This window comes from Parasulfitobacter algicola (assembly GCF_013315265.1).
Classification (GTDB): domain Bacteria; phylum Pseudomonadota; class Alphaproteobacteria; order Rhodobacterales; family Rhodobacteraceae; genus Parasulfitobacter; species Parasulfitobacter algicola.
In genome coordinates, this window is the sequence record NZ_JABUFE010000005.1 from 1 (window position 1) to 24,003 (window position 24,003).

A 24,003-nucleotide genomic window follows, 5' to 3' on the forward strand; every position below is an offset into this window, starting at 1 on the left:
CGACCCGCATCTTCACAATCTGTGCTGAACGCAGGTGATTTGTTCGCGATATGCACGTTGCCTGCATCCTGGCAATCAACATTAAAAGCTGGGGATTTGTTCGCAATGTGAACCAATCCGGCGTCTTCACAATCCACACTGAAAGCAGGTGATTTATTCGCAATGTGCACATTTCCCGCATCTTGTACGTCGGCAAATTCAGTGCGGAAAGATGGCGCTTTATTCGCGATGTGAACACGGCCTGCGTCTGTCACGTGATCGAAGTCGGTATCAAAAATTGGGCTCTTGTTTGCGATGTGAACAAGGCCAGTGTCGAGTGTGTTGCGAAGTGTCATTTTCAGTGCTCCAAGGTTAATCATTAATTCCCCTATAGGCTGTCAAACAGATTGGCCCGCTGTCAAACACTTCTTGAAAAATTGTATGTGGCAACCACAAGTTGTGCTACAGGTTGTGTAAATTACATAATGTAGTGTCATTAATGTGTTAACTAATCAACAGGTTGACGGTTTCGCGAGAGAATCACCTTATGCGCGAAAATAAAAATGGCCCGATACGATGTCGGGCCAATGATCTTTTTGAGGTATTTTTTAGTTCGGAATTTCGCCCTGAACACCCTCGATATAGAAGTTCATTCCGGCTAATGTTCCGTCGTCCGCAACCTCTCCTTCGGCCAGCCAAGCACTGCCGTCTTGTTTGTTAATCGGTCCGGTAAAGGGGTGATAGTCGCCCGCGGCAATCGCTGCGGCCATGGCTTCGGCTTCGGCTTTCACGTCGGCTGGCACCTTGTCTGAGATCGGCGCAAGTTCGACCATCCCAGGTGCGATACCATCCCAGGTGTCCATGCTGGACCAAGTCCCATCCTTCACGGCGCGAACCCGGTCGATGTAATAGGGGGCCCAATTGTCGATGATTGCTGTCAATTGTGCGTTGGGCCCAAAGTTCTTCATGTCGGATGCTTGACCAAAGGCCACGATGCCCGCTTCTTCGGCAATTGTCATCGGTGCGGTCGAATCTGTATGTTGCATGATGACGTCAGCGCCCTGTTCGATCAGCGCTTTTGCTGCATCCGCTTCCTTTGCAGGGTCAAACCAAGAATAAACCCATACCACATTGAATTCCACATCAGGATTAACCTTTTGGGCATGCAGATAAGCCGAATTGATGCCGCGGATCACTTCAGGGATCGGATAAGACGCAATATATCCCACCTTGTTCGTTTCCGTCATCTTGCCCGCAATATGACCGATGACAGCGCGGCCTTCGTAGAAACGCGCGCCATAGGTTGACACGTTATCGGCACGCTTATAGCCGGTCGCATGTTCAAACTTCACATCCGGAAATTTGGCGGCGACATTCATCGTGGCATCCATGTACCCAAAGGATGTCGTAAAGATCAGATCATGACCCGACAGCGCCATTTGTGTCAGAACGCGTTCGGCGTCAGCCCCTTCGGGCACACTTTCGACAAATGTTGTTTCAACACTGTCGCCGAATTCTTCCATAACAGCCAAACGGCCTTCGTTATGCTCATAGGACCAGCCAAAGTCACCGACGGGACCGACATAGACAAAACCCACTTTTGTTTTTTCATGTCCGTCAGCCAGTGCTGCGGTTGCAAGACCAAGGGCCATTGTGGCTGTGGTCAGGATTGTTTTTAGTTGCATTCAGGTATCTCCCTGTTGGTTGGCAGCAGCGCCCCTAGTTTGAGGCATGAAAACTTCGGCCCAGCATCGCAGGTGCGTTCAGGGCCGTCCGCGTTCTATCGGCGGACATGATGACAAGAACGATGATTGTAATCAAATACGGGCTCATCGACAAATACTCGACAGGAATTTTGACGCCAGCCGCCTGCAGGTTCAGCTGCAAAACGGTGATACCGCCGAAAAGATATGCGCCCAGCAAAACGCGCCAGGGCTTCCAACTTGCAAAAACCACGATGGCCAACGCAATCCATCCTGCGCCCGATGTCATACCTTCGGTCCACTGGGGCACGCGGATCAGGCTAAGATAGGCGCCCCCCAGTCCTGCGCAGGCCCCGCCAAAGGCGATGGCGGCTGTCCGGATCAGCACCACCTTGTAACCAAGTGCATGGGCCGCATCGTGATTTTCGCCCACAGCGCGCAAAATCAAACCGACGCGCGTGTACTTTAGTACCCACCATGTGACCGCAATAATACCGATGCCGACAAACACCATCGCATCAAGCCCAAGGATAAGTGTGGCGGATGTAGGTGGTTTGACACCAATATAGCTTTGTCCGATCAGTGCCGAAAACCCAAGGCCGAACAGGGTCAGAGCCAGACCTGTGGCGACTTGATTTGACAAAAGCACCTGCGTCAGAAATGCAAATATCAGCGACAGCGCGGCGCCACCCAAAGCCGCGCCAATAAACCCAAGCGCGGGTGACCCGGTTTCTACAGCCATCGCAAAGCCGCAGATTGCCCCTGTGATCATCATACCTTCGACGCCCAGGTTCAGCACACCTGATTTTTCGACCACCAGTTCCCCAATGGCCGCCAAAAGGATTGGGGTTGATGCCACCATAAGCGAGGCGATCAGAACAATGGGATTGATTGCGGATAAATCCATCAGACCACCTTTGCCTTGCCGATCACCGGGCGATAATCTGTCAAGACATCCATTGCCAACAGAAAGAACAACAGCATCCCCTGAAACGCCTGAATGGCCGCCAGCGGGATGCCCAGCATCAGTTGCGCCAGTTCTCCGCCGATGTAAGTCAGTGCCATCAACAGCCCCGCCAGCAGAATGCCAACAGGATGCAAACGGCCCAGAAAGGCCACGATAATTGCTGTAAATCCATAGTTGCTGGCAAAGTCGATGCTGATTTGTCCAGCGGGGCCTGCGACCTCAAACAAGCCGGCAAGACCTGCCAAAAGACCGGAAAGCCCCAGACACACCACAATAATCACGCTTGTGTTCACGCCTGCAAAATGCGCGGCACGGGGGCTTTGGCCAGCCAGCTTGATCTGAAAGCCCAGCTTATGTTTGGCCAAAAGGATATAGGCAAAGATCACTGCGATCAGGGCGGCAACGACACCCCAATGGGCACCAGTGCCCGCGATCAATTCGGGGTTTGCGGCACTTGGGTATTGCTGCAAATTGCGGCTACCCGGAAAACCGCCGCCGTCAGGATTGCGCAGCGTGCTAAGCGCCATGGATGCCAAAAGCTGATCTGCGACATAAACTAACAGAAGTGACACAAGGATTTCATTGGTGCGAAAAGCGATTTTCAAAAGGGCAGGGATCATCGCCCACAAAAACCCACCAAAAGCACCTGCCAATACCATCAGCGGGAAGATTATAAAACTTTCCATAGGATAGAACGCAAGCCCCACGGCTGCGCCGCAAATCGCACCGATGACGTACTGTCCTTCGGCGCCGATGTTCCACACACCTGCACGAAACCCAAGGCTAAGCCCAATGGCGATCAGGATCAGGGGGGCCGCTTTGACCAGAAGTTGCGGGCGCGAATAGCTGGCGAACTGTGTGTTGAAAAGCGGATCCCAAAAAATGATGCGGATCGCCTCAAACGGATTTTTGCCCAGTATCCAGAACATGATGCCCCCTGCGATCATTGTGGCGATCACGGCCAATATGGGCGTCAGGTAAGACCAGACTTGCGACGGTTGTTTCCGTTTTTCCAGACGGATCATGGGTGCACCACGGTGTCATGGGCCACTTCCATACCGTGCGCGCCGCCTAGCATCAGACCGATTTTTTCCACAGTCAGATCCGATGTAGCGACGGGGGCAGACAGTCGCCCTTCGTTCAGGGCGGCAAAGCGGTCTGTGATCTCCATCAATTCATCCAGATCCTGGCTGATCACCAGAACGGCGGCGCCATCTGCGGCAAGATCAAGCAAGGCCTGTCGGATCGCGGCCGCGGCCGATGCATCAACGCCCCAAGTTGGCTGGTTCACCACAAGCACCCGAGGATTTTGCAAAATCTCGCGTCCGATGACGAATTTCTGCAAGTTGCCACCAGACAAGGACCGTGCGGCATTTTCAGGGCCAGGTGTACGAACATCAAAACGCGCAATCACTTTTTCAGCAAAACTGCGGCTGCGGGTCCAGTTCAAAAAACCATTGCTCTGAAGGTTTTCACGTTCAGCAGCCGTCAGCATTGCATTTTCGGTTAACGTCATATCAGGTGCGGCAGCGTGGCCAAGACGTTCTTCGGGTGCGGCCAGCAGTCCAAGTTTGCGCCGCGCGTTTGGGCTAAGATGTCCCAAGTTCTGCCCATCCATTTGTACTGATTGTGGCGCAGATTTCGCCTCACCCGACAGGGCGCCAAGCAATTCGTCCTGACCGTTGCCCGCCACCCCGCCAATCCCCAGAATTTCACCAGCGCGAATTTCCAGCGTGATATCTTTTAAAGATGTCCCAAAGGGCGATGCCGGACTAAGGTTTAGTCCGTTCAGTTGCAATACTGTTTTTTCTAGTTTTTTGTATGCCTTTTGCGGGGGGCTTAAACGCGTACCGACCATCATTTCAGCCATCGCACTGGCTGAGGTTTCGCGCGGAATGCACGTGCCAACATTCTTGCCACCGCGCAAAACAGTCGCTTCATCGCACAGGGTGCGGATTTCTTCGAGCTTATGGCTGATATACAGGATGGATGTTCCCTGTTCGCGCAACAGCTTTAACGTTGCAAACAGGATATCAACCTCTTGCGGGGTCAGAACGCTGGTCGGTTCATCCATGATCAATAGTTTTGGATCTTGCAGCAGACAGCGAATGATCTCGACCCGCTGGCGTTCCCCCGCTGACAGATCACCCACCAGCCGGTGCGGATCCAATGGTAGACCGTAATCGCCGCTGACTTGCGAAATTTTCGCTGACAGTTGCCCCATCGCAGGCGGGTTTTCCATACCAAGTGCGATGTTTTCAGCAACGTTTAAAGCTTCAAACAGGCTAAAGTGCTGAAACACCATCGCCACACCAGCAGATCGCGCGGCACGGGGTTCATTGGGCGCATAAGCCGCGTCATTTAACGTCATAGATCCGGCATCCGGCTTGACCAGACCATAGATCATTTTGACAAGCGTTGATTTGCCCGCGCCGTTTTCCCCAAGCAGCGCGTGGACTTCGCCATTGGTGATCTGAAATGAAACATCGTCATTGGCAATCACGCCAGGATAGGCCTTGGTCAGACCATTGATCGTCAAAAGTTTCCCCGTCAACCGGTGCGCTCCTTGAGGGCGGCGTTCTTGTTTGAATTCAATAGCGCAGCCGCGACACTTACTGCAATGGCCTGTGGGTGTTTTCCAAGCGCGGGATCACCAATTGGGCAGGTAATACGCGCAATGGATGTGTCAGCGTGCCCCAAGTCGCGTAAACGGGATTTAAAACGTGCCCATTTTGTAAGCGATCCGATCAACCCGGCAAATCGGAAGCTGTGCAAAAGCAGTTGATGACAAAGTTCCAGATCAATGGCGTGGGAATAGGTCAGGATGAAATGCTCGGCATGGGTCGGCGCATGCTTGACCAAGGTGGGCATGTCTGCTGTCGGAACCTTTGTCACTGATTTCACAGGTTCATCAGGAAAACGATCCGAATCCGTGTCAGCCCATGTAATATTCAAATCAGGCAAGGGGGCAAGGGTATGAACCAGCGCGCGGCCCACATGGCCTGCGCCCCAGATCCAGATATCATGACTGGGTTGCATGATCGGTTCGATCATCCAGCCATTGATCATCTGCGGTGTAACTGGCTGTGTGCTGTTGCGTTCGTAGGCTAGAATGCGTTGCACGTCCAATGGCATATCGCCGTTGCCTCGCACGACTGGGGTATCGCCAATCGAATTTGCACGTGCTGCATCATAAATTTCAGTCAACAGCGTCACCGATCCGCCGCAACACTGGCCAAGCGCCGGCCCAAGGGGGTGCTTTGTGATCTGATCTTGATTTAATGTCAGCATTTTTCGTGCTGCCGTGGTGGCCTGAAATTCCAATGTGCCGCCGCCGATTGTACCGCTTTGCCCGTCCGCCCAAACCAGCATCGCCGCCCCAACTTCGCGCGGAGTAGACCCCTTTATATCTGCAATTACCACGCGCGCTACAGCGCCATGATCCGCAACGGTTTGCTTCAGGGTGTCCAGATCAAAGCTCATGCGCGGACCCGTTTGACAGCCATCAAAATACGCTCGGCCGTGGCGGGGGCGTCCAGATCTGGATATGTGGCACCACAGGCACCCACTGCATCCGACAACGCCAGCAAAGCTGAAATTCCCAGCATCAGTGGCGGTTCACCCACGGCCTTGGATCGATAGATCGTTTGTTCGGGGTTCTGCGCATCCCAAAGTGTCACGTTGAAAACATCCGGCCTGTCCGAACAGGCGGGAATTTTATAGGTCGATGGCGCATGGGTGCGCAGCTGGCCTTTGTCATCCCAAACCAATTCTTCGGTCGTTAACCATCCCGCACCTTGAACATAGCCGCCTTCGATCTGTCCGATATCCAGCGCCGGGTTCAATGACGCGCCGCAGTCATGCAGAATATCCGCGCGCAAAATCCGATTTTCGCCCGTCAATGTGTCAATCACCACTTCAGTAACGGCCGCACCGTAGGCGAAATAGAAGAACGGACGCCCCTGACCCTTGATCCGATCCCATGACAGTTTTGGTGTCTTGTAAAACCCCGTGGCCGACAGGCTGACCCGATTTTGATAGACCAGCGCTGCCGCTTCAGCAAAGCTTAGACGTGCTGCGCCGATATCAACATTCCCATTCCGAAAGACGACTTTACTTGGATCGGTCTGATGCAAGTCAGCCAGACAGCACGCCATCCGATCCCTGATTTCATCGCAAGCTAGCTTGACCGCCATCCCGTTCAGATCAGACCCGGATGATGCAGCTGTGGCCGATGTATTTGGCACCTTTGCCGTATCTGTCGCGGTAATTTTTACGGCCTCAACCGGTACGCCGAACCGATCTGCCGCCACCTGTGCCACTTTCTGAAACAGCCCCTGGCCCATCTCGGTTCCGCCATGGTTCAAATGGATTGAGCCGTCTTGATACACATGCACCAAGGCCCCCGCTTGGTTCAGATGCGTCAGCGTAAAACTGATGCCGAACTTCACAGGTGTCAGGGCAATACCCTTTTTCAGCACTGCGTTAGCTGCGTTCCAGTCTTCAAGTGCAGCCCGCCGTTTTTCGTATTCGGACGACACTTTTAGGGCTTCGACCATCTCGTGCAGAATAAAGTCCTCAACCTCCATCCCATAGTGGGTGGTCTGCGGCCTTGTTGTTTTTGAAATGCTGTCGCTGGAAGTATAAAAGTTCCTGCTTCGCACCTCTAACGGATCGCGGGCCAGATGATGCGCGATATGGTCCAACACACGTTCAATCCCGACCATCCCTTGTGGTCCGCCAAATCCGCGAAACGCGGTGGCCGACTGTGTGTGGGTTTTCAACCGATGCGACGTGATGCGCGCCGCGGGTAAGTGATACGCATTATCTGCATGCAGCATCGCACGGTCTGCAACGGGCAGCGACAGATCCTGCGCCCATCCACAACGGACAAAATGTGTAAAATCCACACCTGTAATCTGGCCGTCATCGTCAAAGCCCACGTTATAAACAATGCGAATATCGTGCCGCTTGCCAGTGATGATCATGTCGTCATCCCGATCATAGCGCATCTTGCAAGGTTGCCCGGTCTGGCGTGCAGCAACGGCGCAGGCCACGGCAAGAGCATTACCTTGGCTTTCCTTTCCACCAAAGCCGCCACCCATGCGACGCACTTCGACCCGTATGCTGTGCATGGGCTGGCCAATCGCTTCGGCCACTTTATGCTGAATTTCCGTTGGATGCTGGGTCGAGGAATGGACGATCATGTCGCCCCCTTCCTGTGGCAAGGCGAGTGCGGCCTGGCCTTCAAGATAGAAATGTTCCTGGCCCCCGATGTCGATGCTGCCCTGCACATGATGCGGAGCCTCGGATATCGCTGTGTCCACATCACCTTTTGTGTAAATGCGCGGGCCGTCCTCAAACCGGCTATCAGCTGCCATGGCCTGGTCAATCGTTAGAATTGCAGGGTGTTCATCATAGGTGATCTGACCCAACCGCGCGGCATGGCGTGCAGCCAGATGGCTGTCGGCGATCACCAGAAAGACCGGCTGTCCGCGATAGAACACCTGGCCCTTTGCCAAAAGCGGCTCATCATGGGCCGAGGGCGAGACATCGTTGTCAAATGGCAAATCTTGCGCTGTCAGAACGACAATGACACCCTGCGCTTCGCGAACGGCGGTCAAATCCATGCCGGTGATGACACCATGCGCAATATCGGCCATCCCAAAGGCCAGATGCAGGCAGTTCATAGGGGCCGGAATGTCATCCACATATCTTGCCTGCCCGGTCACATGCAAATGCGCGGCATCGTGGGGCAGAGGTTTGGCAACAGTCATGGCGCCACCTTCTGGACCGATGTGTTCTGACCTATGCTTTCCATATAATAGCGTACCAGCAGATTACGCGCTGTTTCCAAACGGTATTGTGCTGATGCCCGCATATCACTTAGCGGATTAAAGTCCTTTTCCCAAGCGGGCCATGTATCATAAACAGCCGGTACGGCATCGTTGTGCCATTCCAAACCGATCAAAGCCTGTTCTACATAATGGGCGCGTTTGGGAATACCGGCCATACCGCCAAAAGCGATCTTTGCATCTGTGACACGGTTATTCTTGACTTCAATGTTAAAGCATCCGCACAGGGCCGATATATCCTGATCAAATCGCTTGCTGATCTTATAGCATTTCAAATGATCCCGTTGTTGTGGGATACTGATCGCCTCGATGAATTCCCCGGACGCGCGGTCCTGTTTGCCATACTCAAGGAAGAACGTCTCAAGCGGGATCACCCGCCGTCTTTCCCCTTGGCGCAGATGCAGGTTGGCTCCAAGGGCTATCAGGGCAGGCGGGTTATCCCCGATGGGGGAACCGTTGGCGATATTCCCGCCAATTGTTGCCGCATTGCGCACCTGAACGGATCCATAGCGGCGGATCATTTCGGCATAGCTGGGAAAATGATCAACGGCCCAGTCCAAAACTTGCGTCATCGTACAGGCAGCACCGATGTGTGTGCGATCTTTGGTTTCATGAATCTGCTGCAGGTCTGCGCAACGGTGCAAAAAAGCGACGGGCCCCAGATCGCGAAACTGTTTGGTGACCCATAAACCGACATCTGTCGCACCTGCAATTAAGGTTCCATCAGGATGGGCTGTGTACCAGTCCGCCAATGCATCGGCATTTTCCGGTATATGTGCATTTTGCGCATTTTGCGTGGGCAGAGTGTCCGCCATCCAGTCCGGCACCGGATCTTTTGCTGCGGCCTGGGCAGCGCGGACAATCGGTGCATACCCGGTGCAGCGACACAGATTGCCTGTCAATTGATCATCGAAATTCTGCCGCCCGTTCTGATGCGCGCATGCCATGCTGACAACGAAGCCAGGTGTGCAGAAGCCGCATTGCGATCCATGATGTTCGATCATCGCTTTTTGAACGGGGTGCAATTTATTGTTCGGGCCAGAAATGCCTTCGACTGTACGTACCGCTTTTCCATGAAGTTGCGGCATAAACAGAATACAGGCGTTCAGCGTTCGCGCGCCATAGGTATCCGTCATGATCACAGTACAGGCGCCACAATCGCCTTCGTTGCAGCCTTCTTTTGTGCCCGTCAGACCGCGATTTTCGCGCAGCCAATCCAACAGCGTATGCGTCGGATCGCTGTCCACTTGCACAGTCTCTCCGTTCAGAAGAAACGTTACTTCCATCAATGAAAACCTGCCGCCTTACCAAATTTCCAAACGTCGGCGCGCGCTCGATGCGGCGTAGAACGCGAAACGCTATCTTTGATTATTTTTTAGCAAAGACGAATTTCAAGGCGTATTGCAAGCCTTTCCGCAGGGAAATCGCTGTATCCATGGATATTTGATCAAGAACAGTGCAATCGATCAATGATGCTAATCGCACTTTTCCCCCGCCGCAGGCTGAAGTACGGTTGGGCCATGACAAATGCCCCCCGATTCATTCACCTGCGCGTTCATACCGAATATTCCCTGCTTGAAGGTGCTGTTCCTGTCAAAAAGCTGTCTGGGCTTTGCTTTGATGTAGGAATGCCCGCGGTTGCAGTGACCGATACGAACAACATGTTTTGCGCGCTTGAGTTTTCGGAAGCGGCATCAAAAGCAGGTGTACAGCCGATTATCGGGTGCCAGGTGGATCTGTGCTATGATCCTGCCACGCCAGGGGAAAAGCAACGTGATCCGGCAGCCTTGGTACTGCTTGCGCAATCCGAGCGTGGATATGAAAACCTGATGAAGCTGAACAGCTGCCTTTATCTGGATAAGGGCGGGCAATTGCCGCAGGTCACGGTGGATGAACTGGCCAGGTATTCCGAAGGGGTCATTTGCCTGTCAGGGGGGGCAGATGGCCCTGTCGGGCGATTGCTGCAGAACGGGCAGCAGGCCAAGGCGCAAGCGTTGATGACGCGGTTGGCCGGCATTTATGCAGACAGACTTTATGTCGAATTACAGCGTCATCCGGGCGAAAATGGCTTGCCTGAGGCTGAGATGAAGACAGAACGTGGATTTGTCGAAATGGCCTATGCTATGGATTTGCCGTTGGTTGCCACAAATGACGTGTATTTCCCGAAATCCAAGATTTACGAGGCCCATGATGCGCTGATCTGCATCGCCGAAGGGGCCTATGTCGATCAACAGGAACCGCGCCGTCGCCTGACCCCGCAGCATTATTTCAAATCGCCTGAGGAAATGGCGACGCTGTTCGCAGATCTGCCGGAAGCACTTGAAAACACAGTTGAAATAGCACGGCGCTGTGCCTTCAAAGCTTATACCCGTGATCCGATCTTGCCGAAATTCGCGGATGATGAGATCGAAGAACTGCGACGTCAGGCACAGGCGGGTCTGAAAGATCGGTTGGCTGTTATCCCCCATGCCGCGACGGTTGAGGAATACGAACAACGGCTTGAGTTTGAATTGGGCATTATCGAAGGTATGGGTTTTCCCGGCTACTTTCTGATCGTAGCCGATTTTATCAAATGGGCAAAGGATCAGGATATTCCGGTTGGGCCGGGCCGGGGGTCTGGTGCGGGGTCGCTTGTGGCCTATGCGCTTACGATCACGGACCTTGACCCGCTGCGCTATAGCCTTCTTTTCGAACGGTTTTTGAACCCCGAACGTGTGTCAATGCCTGACTTTGATATCGATTTTTGCATGGACCGGCGCGAAGAAGTCATTCGTTATGTTCAGGAAAAATATGGGCGCGACAAGGTGGGGCAAATCATCACTTTTGGTGCGCTTTTGTCCAAAGCTGCTGTGCGCGACGTGGGGCGGGTGTTGCAGATGCCCTATGGGCAGGTGGATCGACTGTCAAAGATGATCCCGGTCGAAGGTGTCAAACCCGTCAGCATCGAAAAGGCGCTGGCCGATGAGCCGCGCTTGCGGGAAGAGGCGAAGGCGGAAGAGGTGGTGGACAGGTTGTTGACCTATGGCCAACAGCTTGAGGGACTGTTGCGCAATGCCTCGACCCACGCGGCGGGGGTGGTGATTGGGGATCGGCCATTGGATGCGCTGGTGCCGCTGTATCAGGATCCGCGGTCAGATATGCCCGCGACGCAGTTCAACATGAAATGGGTTGAACAGGCGGGGCTGGTCAAGTTTGATTTTCTGGGTCTGAAAACTTTAACTGTGATCCAGAACGCATTGGATTTGCTGAAAAAACGTGGCATCAATATCGATATTGGCGCGATCGATTTGGAAGATGAAAAAAGTTATCAGCTTTATTCCAAGGCAAAGACTGTCGCGGTGTTTCAGGTGGAAAGCTCAGGCATGATGGATGCGCTGAAGCGGATGAAACCGACGTGCATCGAGGATATCGTGGCGCTGGTGGCGCTTTACCGGCCTGGTCCGATGGAAAATATTCCGCAGTATTGCGATGTGAAGAACGGCAAGGCAGATCGCGAACGGTTGCATCCGTCGATTGACCATATTCTGGACGAAACGCAAGGGATCATCGTTTATCAGGAACAGGTGATGCAGATCGCGCAGGAAATGGCGGGATATTCCCTGGGCGGTGCCGATCTGCTGCGGCGCGCGATGGGTAAAAAGATCCAAGAGGCGATGGACGCCGAACGTCCAAAATTCCTTGCAGGCGCAGCTGAGAATGGCGTTGATAAAGAAAAAGCGCTGGAAGTTTGGTACTTGTTGGACAAGTTCGCTAACTACGGCTTTAACAAATCACATGCTGCGGCCTATGCTGTGGTCAGTTATCAAACGGCATGGCTAAAGGCGAATTATCCGGTTGAGTTCATGGCGGGCGTCATGAACTGCGATATCCATCTGACCGACAAGCTGAATGTCTATTTTCAAGAGGTGAAAAAAGGCCTTGGACTGCCCTATGTGCCGCCCTGCGTGAACCGGTCGCAGGCGCTGTTTACTGTGGACGACGGCCAGCTGGTCTATGCCCTGGGCGCGCTAAAGAATGTGGGGGTTGAGGCGATGCGGCTGGTCACGGACGCGCGCGGTGACAAGCCCTTTGTGACGCTGTTCGACTTCGCGCGCAGGGTCGATCTGAAACGCGTGGGCAAACGCCCGCTTGAGATGCTGGCGCGGGCCGGGGGCTTTGATCAGCTGGATCCGAACCGTCGGCGGGTTTTTGAAAGTCTGGATGCGCTGGTGAATTATTCGGCGGCGATACACGACCAGAAAAACTCAAACCAGGTCAGCCTGTTCGGCGATGCGGGCGATGACCTGCCGGAACCACGTCTGTCACCGGTGGGCGACTGGTTGCCCGCAGAACGTTTGGGCGAAGAATTCAAGGCGATTGGCTTTTATCTGTCGGGTCATCCGCTGGATGATTATATGGCGCCTTTAAAACGCAAAGGCGTTTTGACGCTGGATGAGGTGACAGCAAAGGCTGAGCAAGGCGCCTTTGTTGCCAAGATGGCGGGCACGGTCGCTGGGCGGCAAGAACGCAAATCGGCGCGCGGCAATCGGTTTGCCTTTGTTCAGCTTTCAGACACGACCGGCGCGTACGAGGTGACAGTGTTTTCCGATACGTTGGAAACAGCGCGGGAACATTTTGACACTGGATCAAAAGTTGTGATCTCGGTCGAGGCAACGGTTGAAGGCGATCAACTGAAATTGCTTTGCCGCAGTGCACAGCCGATTGATGGGGTTCTGGCGGATGCTGGATCGTCAGGACTGAAAGTCTTTGTCGACGACGCGCTGGCAATTCAGTCTGTTGCCACGGTTCTAACGGATGCCGCACAGACGTTGAAAACCGGCAGTAAGGGGCAAATATCATTTTGCCTGATGGACCCGGATTTACCAGGCGAGGTTGATGTCGCGCTGAATAAAGAATTCCCAGTGAACCCACAGATCAAAGGTGCCATCAAATCCTTGGATGGTGTGATCATGGTCGAGGATCTTTAGCTTTAGCTGGATAAAAAACGATAGACCGCTGTTAATCTAGGTTCAACCTATCTTTTAGGGTTTTGATTACGCGGCGTTTTTCATCTGTCCAATCAGACATGCGTGATTTGTAAAGCGTTGCTTGCGATTTATGAATTAGGCCGTCGCTTAGAATTTTCAGATGATTAGCGCGCAAGGTTTCACCAGTGGATGTAATGTCGGCGATGGCCTCGGCGGTATGGTTCTTGACTGTGCCTTCTGTTGCGCCCTGACTGTCAACAAGCTGATAATCCGCAACACCGTTTTCACGCAAGAAATCCCGCACCAATCGGTGATATTTTGTGGCAATGCGCAGGCGGAATCCGTGATCACGCCGAAAAGCTGCGGCAACAGCATCCAGATCATCCAATGTATCCACATCGACCCAGGCACTTGGAACAGCAATAATCAGGTCTGCCTGGCCAAACCCAAGAAGGGCCAACTCGGTCACGCGCGTATCCCAAAGGGCCAATTTATCGCGGATCAGGTCCGATCCTGTCACACCCAAATCAATACGCCCTGCGGCCAGTTCGCGGGGAATTTCGCCAGCGGATAAAAGGACCAATTCGATGCCGTCAATGCCGTCGACGGCCCCCGCATATTCGCGGTCAGACCCTGTTCTGCGCAAGGAAATGCCATGCGCTTTGAACCAGTCACCGGTCTTTTCCATCAACCGGCCCTTAGACGGGATACCAAGCTTAAGCGTCATGACAAGCTCCCCAATTCGGTCACAATACCGGGGCGTATCATGCCACCCACGGCGGGGATTTCACGCCCGTTGCCCAAGACCCGCGTTAGCGCATCATAGCGCCCGCCTGTAGCAACCGGAGGCAAATCAGGACGGGCATCAGAATAGAAACCAAAGACAAAGCCGTCGTAATATTCCAGCGTTGTGCGGCCATAACTGGCCTCAAATTCCAGGGTATCAACGTTGATGCCCTGGCTGTTCATTTCAGACAGTCGCCTATCCAGTTGATCGACAGCAGGGGTGATCGCAGGCAGGTCGACCATAATATCACGCAGTGCGGCCAGCGCATTGGATGCAGTTTCGCGCAGGGCCATCAGTTCTTCCAGCATGTCGACTTCGATGGCCGAGATTGGATCAGCCGCAGCATCTTCGTGCAGTGCAGTGATGCGTGCGGCGATTTCAGTGCGTTTACGCAGACCGATCAATGGTCCGCCTTCAGACATTGGATCAGCCGCGACCAGCAGGTTTTGACGCGTTTGTGGTACCGGTATGCGGCCGGAATATCGTTCCAGCAGCGTGCGAAACCTGCGGGGACGCCAGATGTGGCGCATCAATGCAGCTTTGCGCTTGTCTGTCGTGCGCAGCCCTTGGACAGCAGTGATCAGCAAACCAATATCGCCTGTGGCCGCGCGCAGTCCCAGTGGGGATAATGCTTTGGAAAACAGGGCGAAAACCTCGGCATCAGCCTTTGCGATATCGCGGTCAAACACCTCGTATCCCACTTGCATATATTCGTTGGCACGGTCCGGATCCGTTTCCTGACGGCGGAAAACCTCGCCTGAATAGGTATAGCGCGCGGGTTCGGCACCATCATGCATATGCATCTGCACAACAGGAACTGTGAAATCGGGCCGCAGCATCTGTTCGCCGCGCAATGGATCTTGGGTCACATAGGCACGCGCGCGGATATCTTCGCCATAAAGATCCAACAGCGTTGCAGCAGGTTGCAATATGTCAGCTTCGACCGGGTGTGCCCCGGCGTTTACAAAGAACGACTGCAGCTGTGCTGCACATGTTTTGACATCAGCCTTGGGTGGCATCGGTCAGTCCTGCCCGTCCAGAATTTCGCGGATTTTGGCGACCAGCTGATCGCGCGGCACCTCGAACTGGCTTGGGCGTTCCTTCCATTCCTCATAGGTCGCATTTTCTGCGATTTTGGCCCCAAGGATTAGATCCTTGATCTGGATAATACCCTTGTCATGTTCATCGCTGCCCTGGATCACGGCAGCCGGTGAATTGCGTTTATCGGCATATTTCAATTGGTTACCGAAGTTCTTGGGATTGCCCAGATAAACCTCGGCCCGGATACCGGCGGTGCGCAACTCGGCCACCATGGCCTGATAATCGGCCATGCGCGACCGATCCATCACAGTGACAACAACAGGGCCTTTCGCGGTTTGGTCCATCCTGCCCTTGGCATGAAGAGCTGACAGCAAGCGGTCAACGCCGATGGATACACCGGTTGCAGGGACTTCCTGGCCTGTAAAGCGTCTGACCAGATCGTCATAGCGGCCACCCCCGGCGACGGAGCCGAACTGGCGGGGGCGACCCTTGTCGTCGGTGATCTCGAAGGTGAGCTCGGCCTCGTAGACGGGGCCGGTGTAGTAGCCGAGGCCCCGGACGACGGAGGGGTCTATGATAATGCGGTCGGCTTGGTAGTTTTGAGCGTTCAGTAGGGCGATAATTTCTTCCAATTCACGGATGCCTTCATAGCCAATTTCGCTACTACCAACGGCGCTAGAAAGATTTTGTAGAGTTTCAGCGTTGTTGACGCCTTTCGATGTTAAGAAGGCAACAACTGGTTCGGATTGGGCATCACTTAAACCAATACCATCAATGAAAGCCCCGGAAGCATCCTTGCGACCTTCGCCAAGCAGATCGCGCACGCCCTGTTCACCAACCTTGTCGAATTTGTCGATAGTGCGAAGTATGTTCGCTTGCCATTCTCCCATATCATCGTAGTAATCTGGGGGGCCATTGGGATTAGAAACATTTGCTAAGTCGACCGCTTCTAATACACCTTCAAGAACCTTTCGGTTATTCACCCGAATTACATAATCGCCTCGGGGTATGCCAACCTCTTCCAGACAGTCGGCCAGCATCGCACAAATCTCGGCATCTGCGGCCATTGACGACGTGCCGACCGTATCCGCATCGCATTGATAAAACTGCCGAAACCGGCCCGGACCCGGCTTTTCATTGCGCCACACGGGGCCCATCGCATAGCGGCGATAAGGGGTGGGCAGATCGTTGCGGTATTGCGCAAAGACACGGGCCAAGGGCGCTGTCAGGTCATAGCGTAATGCCAGCCAATCCTGACCTTCTTTGGCGTCGTCTTCTTGCCACGCGAACACACCTTCGTTCGGGCGGTCGACATCGGGCAGGAACTTGCCCAACGCCTCGACCGTTTCCACGGCGGAACTTTCCAGCGCATCAAAGCCATAGCGATGATAAACCCCGGCGATCTTTTGCAGCATTTCGGCGCGCTCTGTCACCTCGGTGCCGAAATAGTCGCGAAAGCCCTTTGGCGTGATGGCCTTGGGGCGGGGTTGTTTTTTTTGCTTGGCCATGATCGGTCCCTTTGCTTATCGCGCCTGCCTTTACCGCGCGGGACGGGTGGGGGCAACAGTGGCAAAATGCAAAAAGCTGTCGTATGGGGGGATATGACTGATGATCCGATAACCCGCCTTGAAGAAACGATCGCCCATCTGGCCCATACTGTGGATGAATTATCCGATATTGTGGCCCGCCAAGAAGGCGAGATCGGCGTACTGAAACGGCGGGTGCAGGTTTTATTGGAACGCGAGGCTGGGCGAGAGCTGGACAGTGGTGGTACGGTGCCAGTGGCAGATCAGAAGCCCCCGCATTGGTAAACCTCTGATCCTAAGACTTACGCCGCTGTTTGCGGTCTTCCAAATTTAGCATCCTGGCCGGTTTCCAGCCATGTTTTCAGACCGGCCAGCATCCGCTGCCATCCGTCTGCCACACCTTCCTGACCTGCGGGTATGTCATAGTGTTCAAGGGTCAGTTTGCAGATCGGACCTTCGGGTTCGATTAGATAAACGGCACGTGACGCGGGCATGTCTGGGCCGGACCATTTGGGTTCAAATGAAACCTCAAGCCGGGTTTTGGGGGTAGTTTTGATCGTATTACAGATCAACATCACAGTTCCATCGGGCGCGTAATAGGTTATTTCATCGCCGTTTTCTTCTACGCGATTGGCAACAAAATGATAATGCGTGGCAGCGTCCGCATCAGATAAAGCGTGCCACAGTGCATCCTGTGTGCAGCGAATATAGGTTTGCATCATGAAATCTGGTTTCGTGGTCATTTCGGCAACTCCTTCAAGGGTGTTTTTCAAGTCAAGCACAGCACGCGCGGCGGGTTTTGCCAAAAGCGGTTCGATCCAGCGGTCGATCACTTCCTGCAAGGGCAGGGCATTCAGATAGTGATATTTGAACCGCCCCTTTTTGAGCGTGATGATCAGGGAAGCGTCTTCAAGCAGGCCCAAATGTTTCATGACCCCAAACCGTGTCATATCTAACTGAGCTTCCAGCTCTTGCAGGGTTTGACCGTCTTTGTGGCGCAAACTGTCCAACAGTGCGCGCCGGGTGGGGTCATTTAGGGCTTTGAAAATCGCATCCATATGAGAATCATAGGTTACTTAATAGTCACGTGACAATATAGTAACTTGTGTAATCTTAAAAATCGTTGTTTTTATTTACGAAAGAGGAGGCCGCAATGTCAGAGCCAGCATACTTGGATACCCCCCAAGGCCGCAGAATCGCCTATCATCAGACCAGTGGCAGAGGGCCAGGCGTGATTTTTCTGGGCGGTTTCAAATCTGACATGCAAGGGTCAAAAGCCACGCATCTTGAGGCATGGGCCAAAGCGCAAGGACATGCTTTTCTAAGGTTTGATTATTCCGGCCACGGTCAATCATCAGGTGCATTTACGGATGGTTGCATCGGCGATTGGGCTCAAGACGCGCAGGCTGTGATTGAAAATCTGACTGAGGGGCCGCAGGTGATTGTCGGATCGTCCATGGGCGGGTGGATATCGCTTTTGATGTGCAAACGCATACCACAGCGCATCGCAGGGCTTATCACGATTGCGGCGGCACCGGATTTTACCGAAGACGGATACTGGTCCGCTTTTGATGATGATCAGCGCGCTATGCTGGACCGCGACGGGCATGTCGCAGTGCCGTCAGATTACGGCGACCCTTACATTATTACCAAGCGTCTGATCGAAGATGGGCGTGATCATCTGGTGCTGCGATCCCCGCTCCCTTTGCCGTTTCCGGTACGATCCTTGCAAGGCACCGCGGACAAGGCCGTATTGACGGAAACCGCTTTGCGGCTGCTGGATCATGCACAATCAAACGATATGCGTTTGACACTGGTCAAAGACGCTGATCATCAGATGTCCAACCCCGAGAACCTTGATTTGATTACGGCGACAATTTACGAAGTTCTGAGGCTAAGCGGAAAATAATCATCCAATATGGCGTTAACCACAGCACAAAAAGCCGGTTTGCGATTGGCAAACACAGGCATGTTGAGTTCGTGGTGCTCAAACAGTTGCTGATTTTGGCATTTCTGAACAGTTATCTTGGTGTGCTGATTTCCCTGGCCGGAACTTTGATAATAGCGGTCTTGATTTTGACACCATAACGGACCCCGTTAATCGGATATCCGTCAGACCGCACCCACAGTAAACGGGGGCGCCGAGCGCCATGGATGTTATAGGGGGCTTGTTCCGGCTGGCGGCATGATTGGGCTTTTCGCAGTTTCCACCGGATTTCAGATAAAAGGCAATCTGCTTTGGGTCGGCTGTTTTTCATGATTGCCACAATCGGATTTATCATGACTGTTATCCCTTATGAGGTTAGGGTGGGCAAAATAACACGCGACCCTGATGAACGGTCCCAGTGTGGAACGTCGCGCACCTTTGACCTGATGCAACGGATTTTCTAATCCTATCAAGGGGGCTGTATCACGCAATATTACCGCAAACGTTAAACATTTCTGTCCCACACCGGACCTTCAACGCGGGGCGGACAATGGTTTGATGTGCAGGACATAGTCGACCTTCCCCGTTTTGAGTTAGCGGACATTCAATACCGCCTTTGAGATTGAAGGCGTATCGCCCATAGTACTGAAGCCAGTCCCGCGCCCGATGCTGCCAACATAAGCATATGAAGCACTACTCCGGCTCTCTCTATGGGCAATATCAGGCCAGTGAAGGCTGTCAGTATAGCCCCACCGGCAACGACCAGCGCACCATTCAGACCTGCTGCACTTCCTGCAAGATTGGGCCGAACCGACATGGCACTTGTATTGCTGCTTGGTATCGTAAGGCCATTCCCAAGGCCAACAAAAATCGTGCTGCCAGAGAAGGTGATCGGCGTCATATACCCCATTAACATTGCGACGAGACCAAGCGTAAGACCGACGCAGGCTGTGAGGCGGCCCGCGAGCATCATTGTTGATGGTTCATATTGTGGGGCAAAGCGTCCGGACAGGAAACTTCCCAGCATAAAGCCTGCCGTGATTGTTCCGATGTAAATCCCCAGTTGAGCAGTGGTAACATCAAATTCCGACGTAGCGACGAGCGGTGCGCCTGTCAGGAAGATATAGAAAGCCCCTGTCGAAAACGTAGTACAAAGTGAATATGCCCAAAATAAAGGCTCCCGGATAAGAGTCCGCAAGCTTTCTGGCGATGCGCCTGTTTGTTCTAATTTCGCTGGCTTCGTCTCTCCCAAGTCGATCCAACATGTGATCAACAGCAGTAAACCGAACATGGCATAAAAATAGAAGTTTGCACGCCACCCAAAGGCCGTATCTAGGGCACCGCCAAGCATTGGACCTAACATTGGGGCAATCGCCATCGTCATGCTGATGTAACCAATAAGACCGGCGGCTTTGCGCTCTGATGTGGTGTCTCTGACAATAGCGAGGGACAGCGCATAGCCGGAAACGATCCCGCCTTGCAGCATTCGAAAAATCAGAAACGTCAAAATGTCCGTAGCGAGAGAACATGCGACGGAAGCAATGCAAAAGGAGGTAAGTGCCGCCAAGAGAACGGGGCGTCTTCCTATGCGGTCCGACAATGGCCCAACGACAAGTTGGACGATGGCGGTGACAGCGAGATAGCCCGCAACTGAAAGGCTGACCGTCCCATAGTCAGCGTCCAAATCGGCAGCGATGTTCGCGAGAGACGGCAAGAACATGTTGAGTGACAGCACCGAAAACGCAGGCAGCAGGATGAGAGTAGCAAGATGCGGCGGGGTTTTGTCTTTGGTCATAGCGAAAATCTTTGATCTGAAAACAAAAAAGCCCCCGAGCTCTGTCGGGGGCGCATGGTAACGGATATGGAAACCCTTATCGGACCATGCACCTATTGCTCACCACGACGACAGTTGTCTGTTTCATTTTGGGTCTCCTGTTGAACAAATCGTAGAGTCCAAAAACGGGTTTTGCAATGCTAATCGCGCGTTCCTTCGGATGACGTGTCTTTATGGTGTGATGACAGTAGTGATGCATTGATCACGGCGGGTTTGCCCTTTTTGGCGATCCATCTGATACTAGGCAATGGTGATACATTTTCATCCACTGCAGCGCGTTTTATCCGTTCTATCGCTAATGTTTGCAGCGTTTGTTGCGGGATCCACTCTAAGCTAAGTGGTTTGGATTTTTGTATCAATCAATTTGGGCAAACTGAATGCGCTGATCACCGGCTTGGGTCTTTATATCCTTTTGCTTGCGGCGCTTTATGCCGCACTGCCGTATGTCAATGTGCATGCGATTTCGGGCCTGTTCGTTTTGGCGGGTATGACTAACAGGCCTATCAGCAAATTCCATGGGCGATTTACCCGAACCTGATGGACATCACCGCCAATGAAAGACGTGAATCGATCGAGGGCGCCTTTGACGCGATCTGGCTTTTCGGACAAAAGGCCGCCAATGCGTTTGCGCTTCAGATATACGTAACGCTTTTGCCTGCGTTTATTCTGGGTCTGGCCATTGTCGGATTGATTGTTTTTTATCGGCAAATGGTGCAAAAATAAAACTGCAAGCGAACAAAGCCAAAGGTTATTTATGAAAACCCGATTTGCCGTGATTTTCTGTGCGTTTTCTGTATCGACGGCTATCGCTGATGACAGCTTTCCCAAACGGTTCACTGCTGCTTTGATCCATCATGACGAACCTTATATCCGTACAGTCTTGGATGGATGTGTTTTGCGTTTGCGATCGACGGATCGGTTTGATCTATGGGAACAAAGAAATGAGTTGGCTGATTTTCTTCTGGACCTTGACCAAGCATCCTATTCCAACATGCCGGCTGAAGATGGGTTACCAGCTTATGTGACCGTCTCGTTTCCTTTGCGCCCCAAGTTAGAGCAGGCTGAGGCAGATAACCTGCAGGCTTATTCAAAAGAAGTGGTCAAGATTTGGCAAAATATTGATCCGCCTAACATATGGCGTGCGATCTTATTTCCGCAATCAAGTTTCGAAGATCAATCCAATGCCTATCGTGCTTTGGCGGATCGTGTGATGTCTGGGGAATTCGGCCCTGTTTTGCAGCGCAATTATACAGAAACTGATATGAACGGCGACATATATACTTTCGATGCGATGAGTTATCTTGATCTGACTGTCATCGGCCCGGATGCGCGTTTGTTGTTGATCGAATTGCAGGACTGGCAAATGCAGCACTGTCCATCGCCATAATCGGCGATGATCCGCGTAAGTGTGATATGGCATCACCCGGTTTGTAAGATTGTTGCTTGGCTGCAAAGATCACACTTGCAGACCCCGCCTTAAGTATCGCAGTTTATTGCAGAAACCAAATCGGGTAGTCGGGTACACACGTGCAGAGCAATAATGATGACTGAGCCCCTTGTTCTTATTCCGGGTATGATGTGCGATGCACGTCTTTACGGGCCGCAAATCAATACAATTGCGAACGAACGTGCCGTTATGGTGGCACCGATCACGACAGGTGAACGCGTCGAGGAAATGGCGTCAGACATTCTGACCGTCGCGCCGCCCAAATTTGCGCTGGCAGGTCTATCCATGGGTGGCATCGTCGCGATGGAGGTGCAGCGTCGCGCGCCGGACCGGGTGACGCGTATCGCATTGCTGGACACTACGCCCCTTGCTGAAACTCCGGCCCACGCGGCAGAACGCGAACCGCAAATCGTCAAGGTCAAGACCGGCCAGTTGATCGATGTGATGCGCGAAGTGATGCAGCCAAAATATCTGGCCCCCGGTACGCACCGCATTGATGTACTGAATCTGGTAATGGAAATGGCCGAAGCACTTGGCCCAGATGTGTTCATCCGCCAATCCCGCGCGCTGCAAAAGCGCAAAGATCAGCAGAAAACCCTGCGCCAGATGAAATGCCCGGTTCTGATCCTGTGTGGCGAACATGATACGATGACGCCTGTCAAACGGCACGAATTCATGGCCGAGCTGATTGAACATGCAAACCTTAAGATCATCGAAGGGGCAGGGCATCTGCCCACGTTAGAACAACCGCAAGCGACGACTCAGGCGCTTCAGGACTGGCTTCGGCAACCTTATGTTTTGCAATAAACCTGCAATTTTGATCGTGATAGATCAATAAAGCCGGACGAAAATAAATTCTTTTGACCCTAGGTCACTCACGCAATGTGTGAATATCCGGCCGGGATCGGCCCTAGAGTGTAACATTGTATACTTGCACATTCTAATACGCTATATTTTATTGCGATATTTTAGTTTCTCAGGTGGTTTTCCACATCACGTGTGTTTGATGTGCGATTTTGCACAATGGGCAGTCGCATTTTCGCCAATACTCAATTTTTGGCACGCCCCTAAATGTAACTCATCCGACGAGCGGATCACAACGATCCACCCGCCAAATCAACGGCCCATAAGGGTCAATATATAACCCCTGCAGCTTTGTGGGACATGGAAAGGAAGACCAATGACACGTAAACTTACAATCGCCGCTATCGCTTTCGCAATCGCAACACCTGCTCTGGCAAATGATCAACTGGCTGGTTCAGTTGGTGTTGAGCCTGGTCAATTCACATTGAATGAACTGGCTTCTTTGAAAGCCGCACAGGACGGTGATGATCGTATCGGTTTCGGCTTTGAAGGCGGTTCAGAAATCGTGTCGACCCAAAGCATCGACATGGACCGTTCAGCAGATGGCCGTAAAGCCGGCATCATCTCAGACGACGCCTAATTGAACTGCTGGACGCCTGATCAAAGCGCGTTCAGTGTCACCGGTGACGAAGAGGCGGGGTTCCCCATATGGGTGAGCCCCGCTTTGTTTTTTTGGTAAATTTGCATAATTTCATCGGTCTGCGCATTTGGACAAAGCGAGGGGCTCTGTTGTCAACCGTTCGGTAAAAAGTAAATGCTGTATCCATGCTTAACGAAAGCAACGAGGCGTTCGTAATCTCGCTTATACTGTTGTCCGGGATCACAGCTGGCAAGAAATTCTTCAATCTTGGCGAAATCGATGCTTTGATTGTCAATTAAATGCTGGTTGAAGTTCCAAGGATCATCAATGCCTAAAGACCGTGCAAACTCTTTGCTTTTTCTGTTGCCATCAATGCCAAATAATAGTGAAATTATTGGAGTGCTTTGCTTAGTTTCAGTGTAGTAATCCTGATTATATTCATAATGTTCAACCAGTTCGTTTTTAAAAGGACCAATACATAGAAGTTCGGCAAACATCCCCATCTTTTTCCCTTAAATCGTGTCTT

22 protein-coding genes are annotated in these 24,003 nt (G+C 52.8%); 8 read left to right on the forward strand and 14 right to left on the reverse strand.

Features of this window, described 5'->3' with window-relative positions; translation table 11 throughout:
* The 8 genes from HRQ87_RS09795 to xdhA form a co-directional block, all read right to left on the reverse strand.
* On the reverse strand, positions 1-359 hold a 359-nt coding region (locus HRQ87_RS09795; protein WP_174137794.1), incomplete at its 3' end, for a hypothetical protein.
* 228 nt (positions 360-587) lie between these two features.
* On the reverse strand, positions 588-1,664 hold the full coding sequence (locus tag HRQ87_RS09800) for a BMP family ABC transporter substrate-binding protein (RefSeq protein ID WP_174137796.1): 1,077 nt from the start codon (positions 1,662-1,664) through the stop codon (positions 588-590).
* 34 nt (positions 1,665-1,698) lie between these two features.
* Positions 1,699-2,589, reverse strand: a complete 891-nt coding sequence (locus tag HRQ87_RS09805) for an ABC transporter permease (RefSeq protein ID WP_174137797.1) — start codon at positions 2,587-2,589, stop codon at positions 1,699-1,701.
* Positions 2,589-3,674, reverse strand: coding sequence for an ABC transporter permease (locus tag HRQ87_RS09810; protein WP_174137799.1), 1,086 nt, complete (start codon positions 3,672-3,674; stop codon positions 2,589-2,591). Before HRQ87_RS09810 ends, HRQ87_RS09805 begins: the two co-directional genes overlap by 1 nt.
* On the reverse strand, positions 3,671-5,203 hold the full coding sequence (locus HRQ87_RS09815) for an ABC transporter ATP-binding protein (RefSeq protein WP_174137801.1): 1,533 nt from the start codon (positions 5,201-5,203) through the stop codon (positions 3,671-3,673). The genes HRQ87_RS09810 and HRQ87_RS09815 overlap by 4 nt, the downstream gene beginning before the upstream one ends.
* On the reverse strand, positions 5,200-6,132 hold the full coding sequence (gene xdhC, locus HRQ87_RS09820; RefSeq protein ID WP_174137803.1) for a xanthine dehydrogenase accessory protein XdhC: 933 nt from the start codon (positions 6,130-6,132) through the stop codon (positions 5,200-5,202). The genes HRQ87_RS09815 and xdhC overlap by 4 nt, the downstream gene beginning before the upstream one ends.
* On the reverse strand, positions 6,129-8,426 hold the full coding sequence (xdhB, locus tag HRQ87_RS09825; RefSeq protein ID WP_174137805.1) for a xanthine dehydrogenase molybdopterin binding subunit: 2,298 nt from the start codon (positions 8,424-8,426) through the stop codon (positions 6,129-6,131). Before xdhB ends, xdhC begins: the two co-directional genes overlap by 4 nt.
* Positions 8,423-9,790, reverse strand: a complete 1,368-nt coding sequence (xdhA, locus tag HRQ87_RS09830) for a xanthine dehydrogenase small subunit (RefSeq protein WP_174137807.1) — start codon at positions 9,788-9,790, stop codon at positions 8,423-8,425. Before xdhA ends, xdhB begins: the two co-directional genes overlap by 4 nt.
* A gap of 234 nt (positions 9,791-10,024) precedes the next feature.
* Between xdhA and dnaE the strand changes: the two genes are divergently transcribed.
* Positions 10,025-13,471 (forward strand): DNA polymerase III subunit alpha, encoded by a 3,447-nt coding sequence (gene dnaE, locus HRQ87_RS09835; RefSeq protein ID WP_174137809.1) that lies wholly within the window; start codon positions 10,025-10,027, stop codon positions 13,469-13,471.
* Positions 13,472-13,502: 31 nt separating this feature from the next.
* On the opposite strand, the gene hisG is transcribed toward dnaE, so the two are convergent.
* From hisG to hisS, 3 genes are read right to left on the reverse strand one after another with little or no spacing between them, the layout of a single operon-like run.
* Entirely contained in the window at positions 13,503-14,198 is a 696-nt protein-coding gene (gene hisG, locus HRQ87_RS09840) for an ATP phosphoribosyltransferase (RefSeq protein WP_174137811.1), read from the reverse strand.
* Complete coding sequence (locus tag HRQ87_RS09845) at positions 14,195-15,277, reverse strand: ATP phosphoribosyltransferase regulatory subunit (RefSeq protein ID WP_174137813.1); 1,083 nt, start codon at positions 15,275-15,277, stop codon at positions 14,195-14,197. Before HRQ87_RS09845 ends, hisG begins: the two co-directional genes overlap by 4 nt.
* 3 nt (positions 15,278-15,280) lie before the next feature.
* Positions 15,281-16,807 carry a histidine--tRNA ligase gene (gene hisS / locus HRQ87_RS09850; protein WP_174137815.1) on the reverse strand — a complete coding sequence of 509 codons (1,527 nt, stop codon included), beginning with the start codon at positions 16,805-16,807 and terminating at the stop codon, positions 15,281-15,283.
* Between the two features lie 93 nt (positions 16,808-16,900).
* Between hisS and HRQ87_RS09855 the strand changes: the two genes are divergently transcribed.
* Positions 16,901-17,110 (forward strand): SlyX family protein, encoded by a 210-nt coding sequence (locus tag HRQ87_RS09855; RefSeq protein WP_174137817.1) that lies wholly within the window; start codon positions 16,901-16,903, stop codon positions 17,108-17,110.
* A 17-nt stretch (positions 17,111-17,127) separates the two neighbouring features.
* Here the strand turns inward: HRQ87_RS09855 and HRQ87_RS09860 are convergent, their stop codons facing one another.
* Positions 17,128-17,883 (reverse strand): ArsR/SmtB family transcription factor, encoded by a 756-nt coding sequence (locus HRQ87_RS09860; protein WP_174137819.1) that lies wholly within the window; start codon positions 17,881-17,883, stop codon positions 17,128-17,130.
* A gap of 95 nt (positions 17,884-17,978) precedes the next feature.
* Between HRQ87_RS09860 and HRQ87_RS09865 the strand changes: the two genes are divergently transcribed.
* Positions 17,979-18,734, forward strand: a complete 756-nt coding sequence (locus HRQ87_RS09865) for an alpha/beta fold hydrolase (protein ID WP_174137821.1) — start codon at positions 17,979-17,981, stop codon at positions 18,732-18,734.
* 622 nt (positions 18,735-19,356) lie between these two features.
* On the opposite strand, the gene HRQ87_RS09870 is transcribed toward HRQ87_RS09865, so the two are convergent.
* Entirely contained in the window at positions 19,357-20,547 is a 1,191-nt protein-coding gene (locus HRQ87_RS09870) for a multidrug effflux MFS transporter (protein ID WP_174137823.1), read from the reverse strand.
* A gap of 376 nt (positions 20,548-20,923) precedes the next feature.
* On the opposite strand from HRQ87_RS09870, the gene HRQ87_RS09875 reads away from it, so the two are divergent.
* The 5 genes from HRQ87_RS09875 (at position 20,924) to HRQ87_RS09895 (ending at position 23,477) form a co-directional block, all read left to right on the forward strand.
* Complete coding sequence (locus tag HRQ87_RS09875; RefSeq protein WP_174137824.1) at positions 20,924-21,124, forward strand: hypothetical protein; 201 nt, start codon at positions 20,924-20,926, stop codon at positions 21,122-21,124.
* Positions 21,124-21,309 (forward strand): hypothetical protein, encoded by a 186-nt coding sequence (locus HRQ87_RS09880; protein ID WP_174137826.1) that lies wholly within the window; start codon positions 21,124-21,126, stop codon positions 21,307-21,309. Before HRQ87_RS09875 ends, HRQ87_RS09880 begins: the two co-directional genes overlap by 1 nt.
* Before the next feature lie 31 nt (positions 21,310-21,340).
* Complete coding sequence (locus HRQ87_RS09885; protein WP_174137827.1) at positions 21,341-21,973, forward strand: hypothetical protein; 633 nt, start codon at positions 21,341-21,343, stop codon at positions 21,971-21,973.
* Positions 21,974-22,129: 156 nt separating this feature from the next.
* Entirely contained in the window at positions 22,130-22,840 is a 711-nt protein-coding gene (locus HRQ87_RS09890) for an alpha/beta fold hydrolase (RefSeq protein WP_174137829.1), read from the forward strand.
* A gap of 373 nt (positions 22,841-23,213) precedes the next feature.
* The gene (locus HRQ87_RS09895) at positions 23,214-23,477 is read left to right on the forward strand and encodes a hypothetical protein (RefSeq protein WP_174137830.1); all 264 of its coding nucleotides are present in this window, start codon (positions 23,214-23,216) and stop codon (positions 23,475-23,477) included.
* A gap of 152 nt (positions 23,478-23,629) precedes the next feature.
* Here HRQ87_RS09895 and HRQ87_RS09900 read toward each other — a convergent pair whose 3' ends face one another.
* On the reverse strand, positions 23,630-23,980 hold the full coding sequence (locus HRQ87_RS09900; RefSeq protein ID WP_174137832.1) for a hypothetical protein: 351 nt from the start codon (positions 23,978-23,980) through the stop codon (positions 23,630-23,632).
* Positions 23,981-24,003: the final 23 nt, after the last annotated feature.

Coding starts and splice junctions, on each gene's coding strand:
- HRQ87_RS09800 (WP_174137796.1), bottom strand. CDS start 1,664: ATGCAACTAAAAACAATCCTGACCACAGCCACAATGGCCCTTGGTCTT.
- HRQ87_RS09805 (WP_174137797.1), bottom strand. CDS start 2,589: ATGGATTTATCCGCAATCAATCCCATTGTTCTGATCGCCTCGCTTATG.
- HRQ87_RS09810 (WP_174137799.1), bottom strand. CDS start 3,674: ATGATCCGTCTGGAAAAACGGAAACAACCGTCGCAAGTCTGGTCTTAC.
- xdhC (WP_174137803.1), bottom strand. CDS start 6,132: ATGAGCTTTGATCTGGACACCCTGAAGCAAACCGTTGCGGATCATGGC.
- xdhB (WP_174137805.1), bottom strand. CDS start 8,426: ATGACTGTTGCCAAACCTCTGCCCCACGATGCCGCGCATTTGCATGTG.
- xdhA (WP_174137807.1), bottom strand. CDS start 9,790: ATGGAAGTAACGTTTCTTCTGAACGGAGAGACTGTGCAAGTGGACAGC.
- dnaE (WP_174137809.1), top strand. CDS start 10,025: ATGACAAATGCCCCCCGATTCATTCACCTGCGCGTTCATACCGAATAT.
- hisG (WP_174137811.1), bottom strand. CDS start 14,198: ATGACGCTTAAGCTTGGTATCCCGTCTAAGGGCCGGTTGATGGAAAAG.
- HRQ87_RS09845 (WP_174137813.1), bottom strand. CDS start 15,277: ATGCCACCCAAGGCTGATGTCAAAACATGTGCAGCACAGCTGCAGTCG.
- hisS (WP_174137815.1), bottom strand. CDS start 16,807: ATGGCCAAGCAAAAAAAACAACCCCGCCCCAAGGCCATCACGCCAAAG.
- HRQ87_RS09855 (WP_174137817.1), top strand. CDS start 16,901: ATGACTGATGATCCGATAACCCGCCTTGAAGAAACGATCGCCCATCTG.
- HRQ87_RS09860 (WP_174137819.1), bottom strand. CDS start 17,883: ATGGATGCGATTTTCAAAGCCCTAAATGACCCCACCCGGCGCGCACTG.
- HRQ87_RS09865 (WP_174137821.1), top strand. CDS start 17,979: ATGTCAGAGCCAGCATACTTGGATACCCCCCAAGGCCGCAGAATCGCC.
- HRQ87_RS09870 (WP_174137823.1), bottom strand. CDS start 20,547: ATGACCAAAGACAAAACCCCGCCGCATCTTGCTACTCTCATCCTGCTG.
- HRQ87_RS09880 (WP_174137826.1), top strand. CDS start 21,124: ATGGACATCACCGCCAATGAAAGACGTGAATCGATCGAGGGCGCCTTT.
- HRQ87_RS09885 (WP_174137827.1), top strand. CDS start 21,341: ATGAAAACCCGATTTGCCGTGATTTTCTGTGCGTTTTCTGTATCGACG.
- HRQ87_RS09890 (WP_174137829.1), top strand. CDS start 22,130: ATGACTGAGCCCCTTGTTCTTATTCCGGGTATGATGTGCGATGCACGT.
- HRQ87_RS09895 (WP_174137830.1), top strand. CDS start 23,214: ATGACACGTAAACTTACAATCGCCGCTATCGCTTTCGCAATCGCAACA.
- HRQ87_RS09900 (WP_174137832.1), bottom strand. CDS start 23,980: ATGGGGATGTTTGCCGAACTTCTATGTATTGGTCCTTTTAAAAACGAA.